This is a genomic window from Microbacterium sp. GCS4, from assembly GCF_001262495.1.
In the GTDB taxonomy this organism is placed as follows: Bacteria; Actinomycetota; Actinomycetes; order Actinomycetales; family Microbacteriaceae; genus Microbacterium.
In genome coordinates this window covers 627,769-643,919 of record NZ_LGYE01000002.1, presented here as the reverse complement: position 1 = coordinate 643,919, position 16,151 = coordinate 627,769, and the positions used below count along the sequence as shown (strand labels likewise).

The following is a 16,151-nucleotide window of genomic DNA, read 5'->3' as shown; positions in this document are numbered from 1 at the left end:
GTTCCGGGGCCGCACCGCGAATCGAGACCGACTCACTCGCAGCGCAGTCCGTCTTCGGGCACCGTGTCGTCGAGGAGGAACGCCTCCACGGCGCTGTCGACGCACCTGTTGCCCTTGTTGTAGCCCGTGTGCCCCTCCCCCACGCGGGTGATGAGGACGCCCTCCGAGAGCTGGTCGGCGAGGGACTCCGACCACTCGTAGGGGGTCGCCGGGTCGTTGGTGGTGCCGACCACGACGATGGGACCCGCGCCTTCGGCCGTGATCTCGCCGCGCGTGCCGGTGGGCGGGTACGGCCAGACGGAGCAGGAGTCGGGACCGGCCCAGTACGGTGCGATCGTCGGGGCGCCCTCGGCGATCTTGGCGTTCGTCGCCGCCTCGGCCGCAGGGTCGTTCTCCACCGGATAGTCCATGCAGTTGTACGCACGGAAGGCCTCGGAGGAGTTGTCGAGGTAGGAGCCGTTCTCCCGCCCGTTGTAGAAGTCGGCGAGCAGGAACGCCGTCGACGGGTCGCCCTGCAGCGCCTCGTCGAACGCCTGCGTGAGGTAGGTCCAGCTGTCGGCCGAGTACAGTGCGGCGATGATCGCGGTCATGAGCGCATCCGCGCCCAGCATCCGTCCGTCGCCGTTCTTCAACGGCACCGCGTCCACACTCGCGAGCAGCGCCCCGAGGTCGGCCATGGCGTCGTCGACCGAGCCCGCGAAGGGGCACTGGCCCGAGTCGAGGCAGTCCTGCATGTAGGCGCGGAGCGCGGACTCGAAGCCGAGCGCCTGCGTCGCGCCCACGTCGAGGCCGGACACCGCAGGGTCGATGGCGCCGTCGAGCACGAGCCGGCCGGCCTTCTCCGGGTACAGGTTCGCGTACGTCGCACCGAGGAAGGTGCCGTACGAGTAGCCGAGGTAGTTGAGCTGGGTGTCCCCCAGCACGGCACGGAGGAGGTCCATGTCCCGCGCGGCGTTGATGGTCGTGATGTACGGCAGGATGCCGCCGCTGTTGGCCTCGCATGCGTCGGCGAACGCCTTGTGACCCTCGAGCAGCTCGGTCTCCCACTCGGCGCTGCCGCGCGGGGCCTCCGGGATGGCGTACAGGTAGTCGTCCATCTGGGCTGCATCGAAGCACCTCACGGCCGTCGAGTCGCCGACGCCGCGGGGATCGAACCCGATGACGTCGAAGTTCTCGATGAGGTCGGCGCCGACCGCGAAGTCGAGGCTGTCACGGATGAGCTCCACGCCGCTCGCGCCGGGGCCGCCGGGGTTCGTGAGCAGCGAGCCCTGCGCGGTCCCGGTCGCCTGGTGCCGCACGACCGACAGCGTGATCTCGCCGGCGCCCGGGTTCTCCCAGTCGAGCGGTGCCGTCACATCGGTGCAGTCGAAGCCCGTCCCGCCGCAGTCGGTCCAGGTGAGCGTCTGATTGTAGAAGGGCAGGAGGTCTGCTGCGACGCCGTCCGTGTCCGGCGCCTTCGTGACGGAGGGCTTCGACTCCGCCCCCTCCGGGATCATCGAGTACAGGCATCCGGACAGGGCGACGGATGCCACGGCGAGGCCGGCGACCGCCCCGAGGACGCGTCGCAGGCGAGAAGTCGATCGAGTGTTCACGGTGTCCTCCCGCTCGTGACGGTCACGAGCAAGCTCTCGAGGGCGAGCAGTGGTGCGACGTTGCGCTCCAACGACTGACGGGTGTCCGCCAGGTGGTCGAGCACGACGAGGGTGCGGGTCTCGGGCCATGCGGCCGCGAGTGCGGCGAGTTCGGCGTGGAGCTCGCGGTTGATCAGCTCGGAGTCGCGGCCGAACTGCAGCATCACGACGTCGCGGAACAGCGACTGGAGGTCGGTGAGCACGCGGTCGATGCCGTCGCGGAGACTGCGGGTCGCGCGCTTCTTCTGCTCGTCCTCCAGGGCGGAGATCTGCGAGCGGAGAGCCGGGGGCACGGCCTGCCCCTCCGCGATGCCGACGGTGCGCAGCAGCGTCGCCCGCTCCGCGGCGTCGCGCTCGGCGGTGAGAGCCTTCGCATCGTCCGTCGCCGCCTGGATGATGCGTCCGGCGACCTCGACCGCGTCGTTCACGCCCCGCACCCCGAGAACCGATCGCAGCGTGTCGTCGCGACGGCGGCGTGCGGACTCGTCTGTGGCGAGGCGCTGCGCCATGCCGATGTGCCGCTGCGCGTGTCGCGCCGCCTGCTCCGCGACCGCCTCGTCGACCCCCGTGCGCATCGTGATCAGACGCGCGACGTCTGCGACATCGGGCTCACGCAGCCGTAGCGACCGCACGCGCGAACGGATGGTGGGCAGCAGGTCCGCCTCGCTCGGCGCGCAGAGGATCCACACGGTCTGCTCGGGCGGCTCCTCGAGAGCCTTGAGCAGGACGTTCGAGGTGCGTTCGACCATGCGGTCCGCGTCCTCGACGACGATCACGCGATAGCGACCGGCCGACGGAGCGAAGTAGGAGCGCTCGACGAGGGAGCGCGCCTCGGCGATCGTGATGATCACCTTGTCGGTGCGGAGCGCCGTCACGTCGGGGTGCGTCCCGGCCAGCACCTGGCGCATGGTCGCCTCGTCGTCGGGACGATCCGCGACGAGTGCGGCGGCGAAGGCGTACGCGAGCGTCGACCTGCCCGATCCCGGCGGGCCGGTGATGAGCCACGCATGCGACAGCGCGGCAGGATCCGATGCGGCGCCCCGCAGCGTCTCGACCGCCGCATCCTGACCCCACACGTCCGCCCAGGGGAAAGGGGCGGCGAGGGTCTGCGTCATGCACTCAGCCTAATCGGGAGCACCGACGTGCGCGGCATCCTGCGAATCGGCACCGCCGGATGCTGTCGCGCCGGCTGTGATCACCCGAGGAGGTCGACGATTCGCGCGCGGACCCGCTGCGCGAGATCCTCGGGCGACAGGGTGGCGTCGACCACCAGGAACCGCTCGGGCTCGGCTGCGGCGAGCGCCAGGTAGGCCTCGCGCACTCGGGCGTGGAACTCGTTCTTCTCGGCCTCGAGACGGTCGAACGGCTTGTCGGCGGAGTCGAGTCGCACCCGCGCGACCTCCGGAGCGAGGTCGAGCAGCACGGTGAGGTCGGGCAGCGCCCCTTCGGCCGCCCACAGAGACAGGTTGCGGATCTCGGTGCCGTCGAGCACCCGACCCGCGCCCTGGTACGCCACCGACGAGTCGAGGTAGCGGTCCTGGAGCACGACCTCGCCGCGCGCGAGGGACGGGCGGACGACCGTGGCGACGTGGTGCGCGCGATCCGCCGCGTACAGCAGCGCCTCGGCGCGGGGCGCGATGTCGCCGCGGTGGTGCAGCACGATGTCGCGGATCAGCTGTCCGACCTCCGAACCGCCGGGCTCCCGAGTGCGGACGACGGTGCGCCCGGCCTCTTCGAGCCAGGTCGCGAGCAGGTCGGCCTGGGTGGTCTTACCCGACCCGTCACCGCCTTCGAGCGTGATCCACACCCCGCGCTCGGCGGTCACGGATGAGTCGTCACCTCGCGTCGGTCCGCTCACTCCGCGCTCTTCTTCGCCGCGTTCGCGGCTCGGGTCGCCGCGGCCTTCTTCGCCGCAGCCGAGCGAGCGGCGGCTTTCTCGGCATCCGTCTGAGCCTTCTTCGCCGGGGCCTTCTTCGCGGGGGCTTTCTTGGCGGGAGCCTTCTTGGCGGGAGCCTTCTTGGCTGCCGCGCCGCGGGCGCCGCGCTTGGGGGCCGGCCCCTTCGCGCGCTTGTCGGCGAGCATCTGCACGGCGATCTCGAACGTGATGTCCTCCGGCTTCTGGCCGCGCGGGATCGTCACGTTCGTCTCGCCGTCCGTCACGTAGGCGCCGAAGCGCCCGTCACGGATGCGGATGGGCTTGCCGCTCACGGGGTCGGCCTCGAATTCCGCCAGCGCGCTCGACGCACGCCGGGATCCCGCTCCGTACTTCGGCTGCGCGTAGATCGCGAGCGCCTCGTCGAGCGTGATGTCGAAGATCTGCGACTCGCTCTCCAGCGACCGGGAGTCGGTGCCCTTCTTCAAGTAGGGACCGTAGCGCCCGTTCTGCGCTGTGATCTCGTCGCCGGACTCGGGGTCGGCTCCCACGACGCGCGGCAGGTTGAGCAGCTGCAGGGCTGTGTCGAGATCGATCGTGTCGACCGACATCGAGCGGAACAGAGAGCCCGTGCGCGGTTTGGGCGCCGTCTCCTTCTTTGCCCCGCGCTTCGGCTTGGGCTTCTCGACCACTTCGCCGGTGGCCTCGTCGACGTCCGCGTCCTCGGAGACGGGTTCGTTCTCCTGCACGTACGGCCCGAAACGACCGTCCTTGACGACCACGACCTTCCCGTTGTCGGGGTTGACGCCGAGCACACGGTCCCCGGCGACGGGGGCGTCGATGAGCTCCTGCGCCTTGTCCGCCGTGAGCTCGTCGGGGGCAAGATCCTCCGGGACGTTCACGATGCGCGGCTTCTCGTCCGGCGCATCGGGGTTCGCGACCTCGAGATAGGGGCCGTACTTGCCGAACCGCAGCGTCGCCGTGTCGGTGATGCGCGTCGAGTTGAGCGCGCGCGCGTCGATCTCGCCGAGGTTGTCGACGACCTGACGCAGTCCGACCTGCGAGTCGGAGCCGTAGTAGAACGAGCGCAGCCACTCGACGCGCTTCTGCTCGCCACGCGCGATCGCGTCGAGGTCGTCTTCCAGCGCGGCGGTGAAGTCGTAGTCGATCAGGTCGGCGAAGTGCTCTTCGAGCAGACGCACGACGCTGAACGCGAGCCAGGTCGGCACGAGCGCCTGGCCGCGCTTGGTCGCGTAGCCGCGGTCGATCACGGTGCCGATGATGCTCGCGAACGTCGAGGGGCGGCCGATGCCGTGCTCCTCGAGAGCCTTGACGAGGGACGCCTCGGTGTAGCGCGGCTTCGGCGTCGTGCGGTGCCCCTTGGCCTCGGCATCCGACATCCCGAGCTCGTCGCCCACGGCGACGGCGGGGAGCGACTGGTCGTCGGACGTGTCCTGGGAGTTGCGCTTCTCGTCGCGCCCCTCCTCGTACGCCTCGAGGAACCCCTTGAACGTGTAGACGGTGCCGGATGCCGTGAACTCCGCGTTCTGGCCCCCGGCGTCGACCGCGATCGTGACGGTCGTGGTCTCGTACTTCGCGTCGGCCATCTGGCTAGCGACCGTGCGCTTCCAGATGAGGTCGTAGAGGCGGAACTCCTCGCGGTCGAGCTCGGACGACACCGAGGAGGGCGTGCGGAAGTTCTCCCCCGAGGGGCGGATCGCCTCATGCGCCTCCTGCGCGTTCTTGCTCTTGGACTTGTAGACCCGCGGCTTGAGCGGCACGGCGCTGTCGCCGTACAACGACACGGCCTGGCCCCGCGCCGCCTGCACCGCCTGGGTGCTGAGCGCCGTGGAGTCGGTGCGCATATAGGTGATGTATCCCTTCTCGTAGAGGCGCTGGGCGACGCTCATCGCCTGCTTGGCGCTCATCGAGAGCTTGCGTCCCGCCTCCTGCTGCATGGTGGAAGTCGTGAAGGGGGCGTAGGGGCTGCGGGTTCCGGGCTTCGCCTCGACCTTCGTGACCGTTCCGACGCCGGCGGTCTCGACGGCCTGAGCGAGCGCTGCCGCCTTCTTCTCGTCGAGGACGACGACGGCCTTCTTGAGCGTCCCGAGGTCGTCGAAGTCGGTTCCGCGGGCGAGCTGGCCGCCGTCGACGCGCACCAGACGCACGCGGAATCCGGATGATGAGGAAGCGAGCGCCTCCACGTCCCAGTACTCCGCGGAAACGAAGGCCATGCGCTCGCGCTCACGGTCGACGATCATGCGCGTCGCGGCGGACTGCACGCGGCCGGCGGACAGACCCGTCTTGACCTTGTACCAGAGCACGGGCGACACGTCCCAGCCGTAGAGACGGTCAAGGATGCGACGGGTCTCCTGCGCGTCGACGAGGTCGATGTCGAGCTCGCGGGTCTTGCCGACGGCGGCCTGGATAGCGTCCTTGGTGATCTCGTGGAAGACCATGCGCTTGACCGGGATCTTCGGCTTGAGCGTCTCCAGGAGATGCCAGGCGATGGCCTCACCCTCGCGATCCTCATCAGTGGCGAGCAGGAGTTCGTCGGCGGTCTTGAGAGCGCGCTTGAGTTCGGCGACGGTCTTCGTCTTGCGGTCGGAGACGACGTAGTACGGGTCGAAGTCGTTGTCGACGTCGATCGAGTACTTCCCGTACGCCTGCTTGTCGGCCGCGGGGATGTCCTTCTTGTCGGCGAGGTCGCGGATGTGCCCGACCGAGCTGAGCACCTCGTATCCGTCGCCGAGGTACCCCTGAATCGACCGCATCTTCGTCGGAGACTCGACGATGACGAGCTTCTTGCCTTGAGCCAAGGGAGCATCCTTTCTTCGAAGCACACCATACACACCGCTGTGATGGGTTGGTCACAGCGGCGGCCCACGGGGAGCGGGACAGCGCTTCGCGCCGCCGTCATCTGTCCTCGGGCGGCCCGGCGCGGGCTCGGGAGACGGCGGCGAGTCCAGCGTACGCCGCCTGGACACGCACGGTCGCCACGAGGCCGGTCACGGTGCATTCCATGAGGCGCGTGTGGGAGGCCGCGGCGACGCGCGCAGCGAGGCCGCACGGGGTGTCGACCGTCGGGATCGCCCCGCTCGCCGCATCCGCTGCGGCGAGCGCAGCCGCATCGGCCGCACCCGCGGCGCGCTGCGCCGTGACCGCCGCTCCGCCTGCGGCAGCCAGGCCCAGCGCGAGCGCGGCGACGACTGCGAGCACACCCGCGGAGAGCGCTGTGCCCGCCACGGGTCACCGCCCGCCGTCGAGCGCGCAGCTCGACGCCTGCAGTGTGACCCGCAGCAGGACCACGGCCGCATCGGCGCGAGCTGTGGCGCACACCGTGTCGCCGGACACCCGACTCGACAACGAGGCGCCGGGAGCCGCGGCGGACACCGCGGCCTCCGCTGCGCCGGCATCCTCACCTCGTCCGAGCAGTCGCGCCGCATCGGACGCGGCGTCCTGAAGAGCCACCTGGCGTGCCGCCGCATTCAGCGCGCCGACCCCGAGCAGGAGGGTGAGCACGACGGCCGGGAGCGCGAGCGCGAGTTCGGCGGCGGCCGAACCGCGGTCGTCGGAAAGGGGATGTCGGCGCGACCGACGGTGGCGGTGTCGTGCACTCATCACGACACCGTGAGCGCGCGCCGCACGAGATCGGTGAGTATCCCGCGCACCTCGTCGGACCTCATGATGACCACGAGCAACCCCGCGAACGCCACGGCAGCCATGGTGGTGATCGCGTACTCGGCGGTGGCCGCGCCGCTCTCGTCGCCGAAGAGGTCGGCGGCGCGTCGGCGCGTGAGGCTCGGAAGAGCACCAGCCGAGCAGCTCATGGTCGTTCTGGTGGTCGCGCCGCCTCCCCCGGTCGCGGCCGCCGTCCTGTTCTCCGCGGTCATCCTGTGCGGAGTGGCCATCCTGTGCGGAGTAGCCATCCTGGGCGCAGCGGTCATCCTAGGCGCAGCGGTCGTCGTGTGTGCGGTGATCATGGTGTGTCCTTACTCTCTGTGTCGGGGACGCGAAGGCGTCCGAATGGGGTCTGAAGCCCGGCGGTGTCGTCAGATCGGCAGCGGAGTGGATCCCAGGACGCTCAGCAGCAGCGGAGCGACGCCGAGGAGGAGGAAGGCCGGCAGCGTGCACACGCCGAGCGGCACGAGGAGCCGCGTCGACAGGGCCGCAGCTCTGAGCCGTCCCTGCACACGCGCCGCGTGGTGCTCGTGCGCCGCGGTCGCGCGGAGCAGCTCGACGGCGGGAACCCCTGCTGCGCGCGACAGCTCGAGGACCGAGCGCAGCCGCTCGTCGTGGTGGGCGTCGGCAGGGAGCGACGCACTGACGTCTGCGACGAGGGCCAGCGCTCGTTCGATCGAGACACCGCCCGACAGCGCGACCGCGACCAGCTCGGACCGCAGCCCCGGGGTGCCCGGTTCCGGTTGTGCGCGCCGCAGCAGCCGAGATGTCCAGAGCCGTGCGGCGAACACGAACAGGAGGCCGAGCACGACGCACGCCCCGCCGGCCGGAGTGCCGAGGATCACGCCGACCGTGTCGAAGCCGAACGCGAAACCGAGCAGAAGTCCGGCCAGGGGCATCCAGAGCAGCATCCGCGCGGTCCCGGCGGGCTCCGCGAGCGCGATCCGCACGTCGTCCGCCGCTGTCGCCGCGTCGCGCAGCGAGCCGGCGATCGAGCGCAGCACGTCGGCGAGCGGTGCCCCGACCACGCTCGCGATCTCCCACGCAGCCGCGACATCGCACCAGGCTCCCTTCTGCGCCTCGATCGCACCGACCAGCGTGGCGCCGCGATCGACCGTGCTCACGATCGCCGCGGCGGTCCGGTCGCCGACGTCGGAGAGATGGCGCCATGCCACCGTCGGCGCGGCCCCCGCCTGCAGCAGCACTGCGAGGGTCTGCACGGTGTCCGCGGCATCCGAGACCTCGGTCGTCGGCGCGGGCGATGCCCTCACCATCCCTGCACCTCCTCCACAGCCAGACGATCGCGCGATAGCTGAAGGGTCCCCGCACACGCGATTCGACGACGGCCGTCGGGCGCTCTGTCGAGGTGCAGCACGATGCCGAACGCGCTCACCGCCTGCCGCGCGAGCGCGGTCGCATCGAGGCCGGCGAGGGCGCCGAGCGCTTCCAACCGTGCGGGCACGTCGTACAGGCCGCTCGCGTGCAGGGTCCCCGCTCCCCCGTCATGCCCCGTGTTGAGCGCGCTGAGGAGCTCGCGCACCTCCTCGCCGCGGCACTCCCCGACGACCAGTCGATCAGGCCGCATCCGCAACGATTCGCGCACGAGCCGGGCGAGGCTGATCCCGCCGGCGCCTTCGAGGTTGGGCTGTCGGGCCTCCAAGGCCACGTGATGCGGATGCCGCGGCCGGAGCTCGGCGACGTCCTCGATCGTGACGACCCGCTCGGAGTCGGGCGCCGCGGTCAGCAATGCCGACAGCAGCGTGGTCTTCCCGGTCCCGGTCCCTCCCGAGATGAGGACGTTGGTCCGGCGCTCCACGATGTCGCGCAGGCGGCCGTGCTGTCGGGCGTCGAACGCTCCGAGAGCGGCGAGCGCCTCGAGATCGGCCGCGCGCACCCGCGGGATGCGGATCGACAGCGCGGTACCCGATGCGGCGACGGGGGCGAGCACGGCGTGCACGCGGATCCCGGAGACGAGTCGCACGTCGACGCACGGCGCCTGATCGTCGAGATGCCGTCCGCCGAGTGCGATGAGCGCGACGGCGAGGTCCCTCACCTCACGCTCGGACGCTCGCCATCCCGCGACGGGCTGCGCCCCGTGCCCTCGGTCGACGAACAGGCCCGTCGTGCCGTTCACGAACACGTCCGTCACCTCGTCGTCGGCGCAGTGCATGGCGAGAGGACCGAAGGCGGGGTCGAGCTCGAGCGCGCCACGATCGTCGAGGCCCTCCCGGACCCGGGGTTCGATGACGAAAGGTTCGCTCATGCCCCGACGGTACGCACGGGATCCGCCGCCGGGGTCTCCCCTCGACGCGCATCGCCGGCGGCTGTGCAGAACGCCTCGTGGACGGCATCCGTGCAGGAGAGATGAAACGCACCGGAAGTCCGCCCCCGACAAGGAGAAGAAGGCCGGATACGGAGAAGGGCGGCATCTCACGGGGGGAATGGGATGCCGCCCAGGGCGGCCCTGTCGGGGGAATCGGGCGCGCCGAGGCCGGAATGAAGAATTCGGCTGTCGTCGAGTGTACGGGTGGCAGCCGTCCTGACAAAACCCTGCGCACTACCGACTTCCGGCAGTACTGGGTGCCCTCCACCCCTACTAGATTCGCCCTCACGAGACCGGGTCACCCGCCCGATCGCGCCCGCACGACCCCGCCATGCCGCAAAGGAGCGCCTGCCGATGAGCAGCCAGATCGACCATCTCCTCGACGAGACCCGCAGATTCCCGCCGTCCGACGAGTTCGTCGCCCAGTCCGTCTCCTCGCCGGAGCTGTACGAGCGGGCCGCCGCCGACCGCCTGGACTTCTGGGCGGAGCAGTCGCGCGAACTCCTCACCTGGAGCACGCCCTTCACGCGCACGCTCGACTGGTCGACCCCGCCCTTCGCGAAGTGGTTCGACGACGGCGAGCTCAACGTCGCGTACAACTGCCTCGACCGGCACGTCGAGGCCGGCAACGGCGACCGTGTCGCCCTGCACTGGGAGGGCGAGCCCGGCGACTCGCGAAGCATCACCTACGCCGAGCTCACCGAGGAGGTCAAGCGGGTCGCGAACGTGCTCGAGGGCCTCGGCGTCGGCCACGGCGACCGCGTCGCGATCTACCTGCCGATGATCCCCGAGGCCGTGGCCTCGATGCTCGCGGTCGCCCGCGTCGGCGCGATCCACTCGGTCGTGTTCGGCGGCTTCAGCGCCGACAGCCTCCGGGCGCGCATCGACGACGCCGGCGCGAAGCTCGTCATCACCGCCGACGGCGGGTACCGCAAGGGCAAGGTCTCGGCGCTCAAGCCCGCGGTCGACCAGGCCCTGTCCGACCGTGGCGAGGGCGAGCAGCAGACCGTCGAGCATGTCCTCGTGGTCAAGCGCGGAGGCAACGAGGTGGACTGGGACGACGAGCGCGACCTCTGGTGGCACGACGTCGTGCCCGCGGCGTCCGCCGAGCACGAGGCGCAGGCGTTCCCCGCCGAGAACCCGCTGTTCATCCTCTACACATCCGGCACGACCGGGAAGCCGAAGGGCATCCTGCACACGTCCGGCGGCTACCTCACGCAGGCCGCCTACTCGCACAAGTACGTGTTCGACCTGCATCCCGAGACCGACGTGTACTGGTGCACCGCCGACATCGGCTGGATCACCGGCCACAGCTACGTGACCTACGGGCCGCTCGCCAACGGTGCGACCCAGGTCATCTACGAGGGCACGCCCGACTCCCCGCATCCCGGCCGCTGGTGGGAGATCATCGAGAAGTACAAGGTCTCGATCTTCTACACGGCGCCGACCGCCATCCGCTCGTTCATGAAGATCGGCCGCAGCGTGCCGCAGAAGTTCGACCTCTCGTCGCTGCGTCTGCTCGGCTCGGTGGGCGAACCCATCAACCCGGAGGCATGGATCTGGTACCGCGACGTGATCGGTGCCGGCACGACCCCGATCGTCGACACATGGTGGCAGACCGAGACCGGGGCGATCATGGTCTCGGCGCTCCCCGGAGTCACCGCCACCAAGCCGGGCTCCGCCCAGGTGCCGCTCCCCGGGATCTCGATCGACGTGGTCGACGAGTCCGGCGTCGAGGTCGGCAACGGCAACGGCGGGCTGCTCGTGATCACCGAGCCGTGGCCCAGCATGCTGCGCGGCATCTGGGGCGACCCGGAGCGGTATCGCGAGACGTACTGGGAGAAGTTCGAGAAGCAGGGCTACTACTTCGCCGGTGACGGCGCACGACTCGACGACGACGGGGACCTGTGGCTGCTCGGCCGGGTCGACGACGTCATGAACGTGTCAGGCCACCGCCTCTCGACCGCCGAGATCGAGTCGTCGCTCGTCGCGCACGAGGCCACGGCCGAAGCCGCGGTCGTCGGCGCCTCGGACGAGACCACCGGACAGGCCGTGGTCGCGTTCGTGATCATCAAGGAGAGCTACCTGTCGGCGCACGATCCCGCGGGTCTCGCCCAGCAGCTGCGGCTCTGGGTCGGCGAGCAGATCGGCGCGATCGCACGCCCGCGCGACGTGTACATCGTGGGCGAGCTGCCGAAGACCCGCTCGGGCAAGATCATGCGCCGCCTGCTGCGCGACGTGGCCGAGGGACGCGAGGTCGGCGACACCACCACGCTGGCCGACACCGCCGTCATGAGCATCATCTCGGCGCAGGTCAAGTAGGACGGATGCAGGAACGCCCCCTCCCGGTCGGGAGGGGGCGTTCTGCGTCGGGGTGGGCGACCGTCAGGCGAGGATGAACGTGACCTCGACCTCGACCGGGCTGTCGAGCGGGAGCACGGGCACGCCGACCGCGGCGCGGACGTGACGCCCTGCGTCGCCGAAGATCTCCCCCAGCACCACGCTTGCGCCGTTGATGACGCCCGGCTGCCCGGTGAACTCGGGGACGGATGCCACGAAGCCGCCGACCCGCAGCACGCCGGCGATCCTGTCCACGCCACCCGCGGCATCCGCAGCCGCAGCCAGCGCGTTCAGCGCGCACGTGCGGGCGTAGGCGTTCGCATCCTCGGCGGTGACCTCGGCCCCCACCTTGCCGGTGGTGGGCAGCGCCCCACCGGCGAACGGGAGCTGGCCGGAGGTGTACACGAGTCCGTCGCGGACCACGGCGGGCACGTAGGCGGCGACCGGAGCGGCGACGGCGGGGAGCTCGATGTCGAGCTCGGCGAGGCGTGCGGAGACGCTCATGCCGCACCTCCCTCGAACTGGCGAGACGCCTGCTCGGCGGCCGCAAGTCCGGCATTGCCCGCGGCGTCGCCGCCGACCGGGCGCTTGAAGTAGGCGACGAGGCCGCCCTCCGGCCCCTGGACGACCTGCACGAGCTCCCAGCCCTGCTTGCCCCAGTTGTTGAGGATCGCGGCCGTGTTGTGGATCAGCAGCGGCGTGGTGAGGTACTCCCACGTGGTCATGGCTCTCCTGTCTCGCGGCATCCGTGCACGGATGCGTCAAAGGTGGTTTTTCAGGGAACTCCCCTACGATCAGCGTATGCCTACAAAGAATCGCACGGTGAGGGGTGCGCTCGGCGGGGTCCTCGGGCTCGTCGGCCTGAGCGCGGTCGCCGGCCTCCTCGTCACGGCCAGCGTCACCCCGGTCCTCGCCATGACGGGGATCGCCGGCTCGCAGGCTCTCACGATCTTCGAGAAGCTCCCCGCCAAGCTCGACGTCACCGCTCCCATGGAGCAGTCGACGATCTACGCGACGGGCTCCGACGGCAACCCCATCGAGTTGGCCTCGTTCTACGAGCAGAACCGTGTGCCGGTGACGTTCGAGCAGATCAACCCCGTCGTGTACGACGCAGTCCTCTCGAGTGAGGACAAGGGCTACTACAGCCACGGCGGTGTCAACGTGGGTGCGACCGCGAAGGCGCTGGTCGACAACCTCCGCGGCACGAGCGATCGTGGCGCATCGACCATCACCCAGCAGTACGTCAAGAACGTGCTGATCCAGGAGTGCGAGCAGAAGGCCGATCCGGCATCCGAGACCTACTCCGACGATCTGCGTCAGTGCTGGCTGGACGCGACCAACGCGACCGGCTCGAAGGGCATCGAGCGCAAACTGCAGGAGATGCGCTACGCGCTGCAGATCGAGAAGGAGTACTCGAAGAACGACATCCTCCTCGGGTACCTCAACATCGCGAACTTCGGCGGCACGGTCTACGGCATCGAGTCGGCCGCCAACTACTACTTCTCGACCACCGCCGCGAACCTCACGATCGCGCAGGCCGCGACCATCGCGGGCATGGTGCAGAACCCCAACCAGTACCGCATCGACATGCCGAACGGCACCTGGACCGACGACGACGGCGTCGGCCACAACAGCGAGGCCGACGGCTACGCGCAGACCCTCGAGCGTCGGCACTACGTGCTCGGCCGCATGCTCACGGACGGCAAGATCACGCAGGCGCAGTACGACGAGGCCGAGGCGACGCCGATCACCCCGGCCATCACCCCGCCGACGCAGGGCTGCGTCTCCGCGAACAACGTGGCCAGGAGCGCCTACTTCTGCGAGTACGTGAAGTCGGTCGTCCTGACCGACCCGGCGTTCGGCGACACCCCCGATGCGCGGCGCGACCTGCTGCGTCAGGGCGGCCTCAAGATCTACTCGACCATGAACGTCGACATCCAGAACGCCGGCGCGCAGGCGATGCTCGAGACTGTGCCGGGCAACTACGACAACCAGTACTTCGGCTCCGCCGGCGTCTCGCTCGAGACCACAACCGGGCGCGTGCTGGCGATCACCCAGAACACCACGTTCAGCGAGACCATCCAGGGCGACCAGGCGTACAGCTCCCTCGTCTTCGCGACGGACAAGGAGCACGGCGGCTCGAACGGTTTCTCCGTGGGCTCGACGTACAAGCTGTTCACACTGATCGACTGGCTGGAAGAGGGCCATTCGGTGCGGGAAACCCTGAACGGCTCGAACCGGGTGTTCCAGAACTTCAAGTGCGGCGACGATCGCATCCGGAACAACACCAAGATCCAGAACTATAACAACGCTGGCGGATACACCGGCACGGTGATGAAGTTCACCGCCGACTCGCTCAACAGCGGATATCTGGCGATGGCGGAGAAGCTCGACCTTTGCAACATCAACGCGGTCGCCGACCGCATGGGCGTGACGCTCTCCAATGGCGGAAAAACCACCGACGGCAACGCCGCGCCGTACGACATTCTCGGCCCGAAGTACATCTCGCCGCTCGCGATGGCCGGCGCCTATGCCACCGTCGCCAACAACGGCATCTACTGCACGCCGAAGTCCATCGACCGCGTGGTCGACGCTGCGGGTAACGAACTCCCCGTGCCTGAGTCCAAGTGCTCGCAGGTGATCTCCCCCGAGGTCGCCGCCACTGCCGCCTTCGCCCTCCAGGGAGTCATGAACTCGGGGGGAACCGGGAACAGGGCTAACACCAACGACGGCACCCCTCTGCTTGGCAAGACCGGAACGCACGAATCGTGGGGGACCATGATGATCGAGTCCAGCACCAAGGTGACCACCGCGGTGTGGGTCGGTCGTTGGCAGGGACAGGCGAGCATTCTTCGTCAGCGTGCAAACGGCTTCAACCTGAACGAGATGCGATATAGTCTCGCGCGCACGATGCAGCGGACGGCGAACGGCATCTACGGCGGAGATGCTTTCCCCCAGCCGGACGCGAATCTCAGCAAGCAGGTGCTGACTGACGTGCCGAACGTCGTCGGCATGGACACCGCGACCGCGACCGCGACGCTGCAGAACGCAGACTTCCAGGTCGTCGTCGGCCCCGCTGTCGACGGCCCCGCCGGTGACGTGATCATGGCCCAGGACCCCGCAGGTCAGGCTCCGAGCGGCGCGACGGTGACGATCTCCCCCAGCAACGGACAGGGCGTCACGGTTCCCGATGTCACGGGTCAGCCGAAGGCCGCCGGGTTCGCGGCGCTGACGGGAGCCGGGTTCTCGACCGTCGACTTCGACAATTCGTGCAACCCCGGCAACGCGGTGGTGTCGTCCACCAACCCGGCAGCCAACACCGCGGCGAACCGCGCCACGCCGATCACGGTCTCGTGCCAGTGACGTCCAGCCGTCCGGCTCACCCGGCCCTCATCGCGCTCGGCGCGGTGGGGGCCGCTGGTGCTGCGGCCGCGGTCTGGGGCTTCGGCATCGAGCGCTACCTCTTCACGGTGCGCGAGGTCACGGCATCCGCCCTCGCACCCGGTTCCGCACCGATCCGGGTGCTGCACATCTCGGATGCGCACATGGCGCCCTGGCAGCACCGCAAGCAGGACTGGCTGGCGTCGCTGGCACAGCTGGAGCCCGACCTCATCGTCAACACGGGCGACAACCTCGGGCACCGCGATGGGCTGGCCGGCATCCGCCGCGCGTTCGACTCCTTCGCGGGGATCCCCGGAGTCTTCGTGCACGGCTCGAACGACGTCAACGCGCCTTCGCCGCGGAACCCGTTCCTGTACTTCGCCGGGCCATCCGGCAAGAGCAGGAAGCCGGCTCCGCTGCTCGACACGGGTGCGATGGACGCGTACTTCACGGACGAGCTCGGCTGGATCGGACTGAACAACACGGCGACCCGCCTCACCGTGGCCGGGAACACGGTCGATCTGTTCGGTGTGAGCGACGCGCACCGCGACTGGGACCAACTCGAGGCCTTGCCCGCGGCGATCGACGGACTCGGCGAGCGGGATGCCGGTGCCTCTGTGCTCGGTGTGACGCATGCGCCCTACCAACGGATCCTCAACGGCTTCATCGACCTCGGCGCCGACGCCATCTTCGGCGGCCACACGCACGGCGGACAGGTCTGCCTTCCCGGCTTCGGCGCATTGGTGGCGAACTGCGACATCCCGCTGGACCAGGCGAAGGGACTCAGCACGTGGTCGAGCGAGGGCCACACCGTTCCCCTCAACGTGAGCGCGGGCTGCGGCCACTCGATCTACGCGCCCGTGCGCTTCGCGTGCCGCCCCGAGGCGACGCTGCTCACCCTCACGGCACGCGACTGATCAGC

At 69.6% G+C, this 16,151-nt stretch carries 14 protein-coding genes; 3 read left to right on the top strand and 11 right to left on the bottom strand.

Annotated features, from left to right (window positions below; all coding sequences use genetic code 11):
- Nucleotides 1-32: 32 nt before the first annotated feature.
- The 9 genes from AKH00_RS10300 to AKH00_RS10260 all read right to left on the bottom strand — a co-directional run bounded on the left by AKH00_RS10300 (nucleotide 33) and on the right by AKH00_RS10260 (nucleotide 9,448).
- Entirely contained in the window at nucleotides 33-1,592 is a 1,560-nt protein-coding gene (locus tag AKH00_RS10300) for an alpha/beta hydrolase (RefSeq protein ID WP_050722606.1), read from the bottom strand.
- Nucleotides 1,589-2,746, bottom strand: a complete 1,158-nt coding sequence (locus tag AKH00_RS10295; RefSeq protein WP_050722605.1) for a DNA polymerase III subunit delta' — start codon at nucleotides 2,744-2,746, stop codon at nucleotides 1,589-1,591. The genes AKH00_RS10300 and AKH00_RS10295 overlap by 4 nt, the downstream gene beginning before the upstream one ends.
- 80 nt (nucleotides 2,747-2,826) lie before the next feature.
- Complete coding sequence (gene tmk / locus AKH00_RS10290) at nucleotides 2,827-3,456, bottom strand: dTMP kinase (protein WP_050722937.1); 630 nt, start codon at nucleotides 3,454-3,456, stop codon at nucleotides 2,827-2,829.
- 29 nt (nucleotides 3,457-3,485) lie between these two features.
- Nucleotides 3,486-6,323: a type I DNA topoisomerase gene (gene topA / locus AKH00_RS10285; protein WP_050722604.1), complete on the bottom strand. Its 2,838-nt coding sequence runs from the start codon at nucleotides 6,321-6,323 to the stop codon at nucleotides 3,486-3,488.
- Nucleotides 6,324-6,420: 97 nt separating this feature from the next.
- On the bottom strand, nucleotides 6,421-6,750 hold the full coding sequence (locus AKH00_RS10280; RefSeq protein ID WP_050722603.1) for an Rv3654c family TadE-like protein: 330 nt from the start codon (nucleotides 6,748-6,750) through the stop codon (nucleotides 6,421-6,423).
- Between the two features lie 3 nt (nucleotides 6,751-6,753).
- Nucleotides 6,754-7,125 (bottom strand): TadE family type IV pilus minor pilin, encoded by a 372-nt coding sequence (locus AKH00_RS10275; RefSeq protein WP_050722602.1) that lies wholly within the window; start codon nucleotides 7,123-7,125, stop codon nucleotides 6,754-6,756.
- A complete protein-coding gene (locus AKH00_RS10270; protein ID WP_050722936.1) occupies nucleotides 7,125-7,334 on the bottom strand; it encodes a DUF4244 domain-containing protein in 210 nt (69 codons plus the stop codon). The genes AKH00_RS10275 and AKH00_RS10270 overlap by 1 nt, the downstream gene beginning before the upstream one ends.
- A gap of 222 nt (nucleotides 7,335-7,556) precedes the next feature.
- The gene (locus AKH00_RS10265) at nucleotides 7,557-8,459 is read right to left on the bottom strand and encodes a type II secretion system F family protein (protein ID WP_050722601.1); all 903 of its coding nucleotides are present in this window, start codon (nucleotides 8,457-8,459) and stop codon (nucleotides 7,557-7,559) included.
- A complete protein-coding gene (locus tag AKH00_RS10260) occupies nucleotides 8,453-9,448 on the bottom strand; it encodes a TadA family conjugal transfer-associated ATPase (RefSeq protein ID WP_152926155.1) in 996 nt (331 codons plus the stop codon). Before AKH00_RS10260 ends, AKH00_RS10265 begins: the two co-directional genes overlap by 7 nt.
- Before the next feature lie 414 nt (nucleotides 9,449-9,862).
- On the opposite strand from AKH00_RS10260, the gene acs reads away from it, so the two are divergent.
- Nucleotides 9,863-11,830 carry an acetate--CoA ligase gene (acs, locus tag AKH00_RS10255; protein ID WP_050722600.1) on the top strand — a complete coding sequence of 656 codons (1,968 nt, stop codon included), beginning with the start codon at nucleotides 9,863-9,865 and terminating at the stop codon, nucleotides 11,828-11,830.
- Between the two features lie 63 nt (nucleotides 11,831-11,893).
- Here the strand turns inward: acs and AKH00_RS10250 are convergent, their stop codons facing one another.
- Both AKH00_RS10250 and AKH00_RS10245 read right to left on the bottom strand, forming a co-directional pair.
- Nucleotides 11,894-12,352, bottom strand: a complete 459-nt coding sequence (locus AKH00_RS10250) for a RidA family protein (RefSeq protein ID WP_050722599.1) — start codon at nucleotides 12,350-12,352, stop codon at nucleotides 11,894-11,896.
- A complete protein-coding gene (locus AKH00_RS10245; protein WP_050722598.1) occupies nucleotides 12,349-12,573 on the bottom strand; it encodes a hypothetical protein in 225 nt (74 codons plus the stop codon). Before AKH00_RS10245 ends, AKH00_RS10250 begins: the two co-directional genes overlap by 4 nt.
- Nucleotides 12,574-12,649: 76 nt before the next feature.
- On the opposite strand from AKH00_RS10245, the gene AKH00_RS10240 reads away from it, so the two are divergent.
- Together AKH00_RS10240 and AKH00_RS10235 are read left to right on the top strand one after the other, a co-directional pair.
- Nucleotides 12,650-15,211 carry a transglycosylase domain-containing protein gene (locus AKH00_RS10240; protein ID WP_050722597.1) on the top strand — a complete coding sequence of 854 codons (2,562 nt, stop codon included), beginning with the start codon at nucleotides 12,650-12,652 and terminating at the stop codon, nucleotides 15,209-15,211.
- Nucleotides 15,202-16,146 (top strand): metallophosphoesterase, encoded by a 945-nt coding sequence (locus AKH00_RS10235; protein WP_442922385.1) that lies wholly within the window; start codon nucleotides 15,202-15,204, stop codon nucleotides 16,144-16,146. The genes AKH00_RS10240 and AKH00_RS10235 overlap by 10 nt, the downstream gene beginning before the upstream one ends.
- The last annotated feature ends 5 nt before the right edge of the window (nucleotides 16,147-16,151 follow it).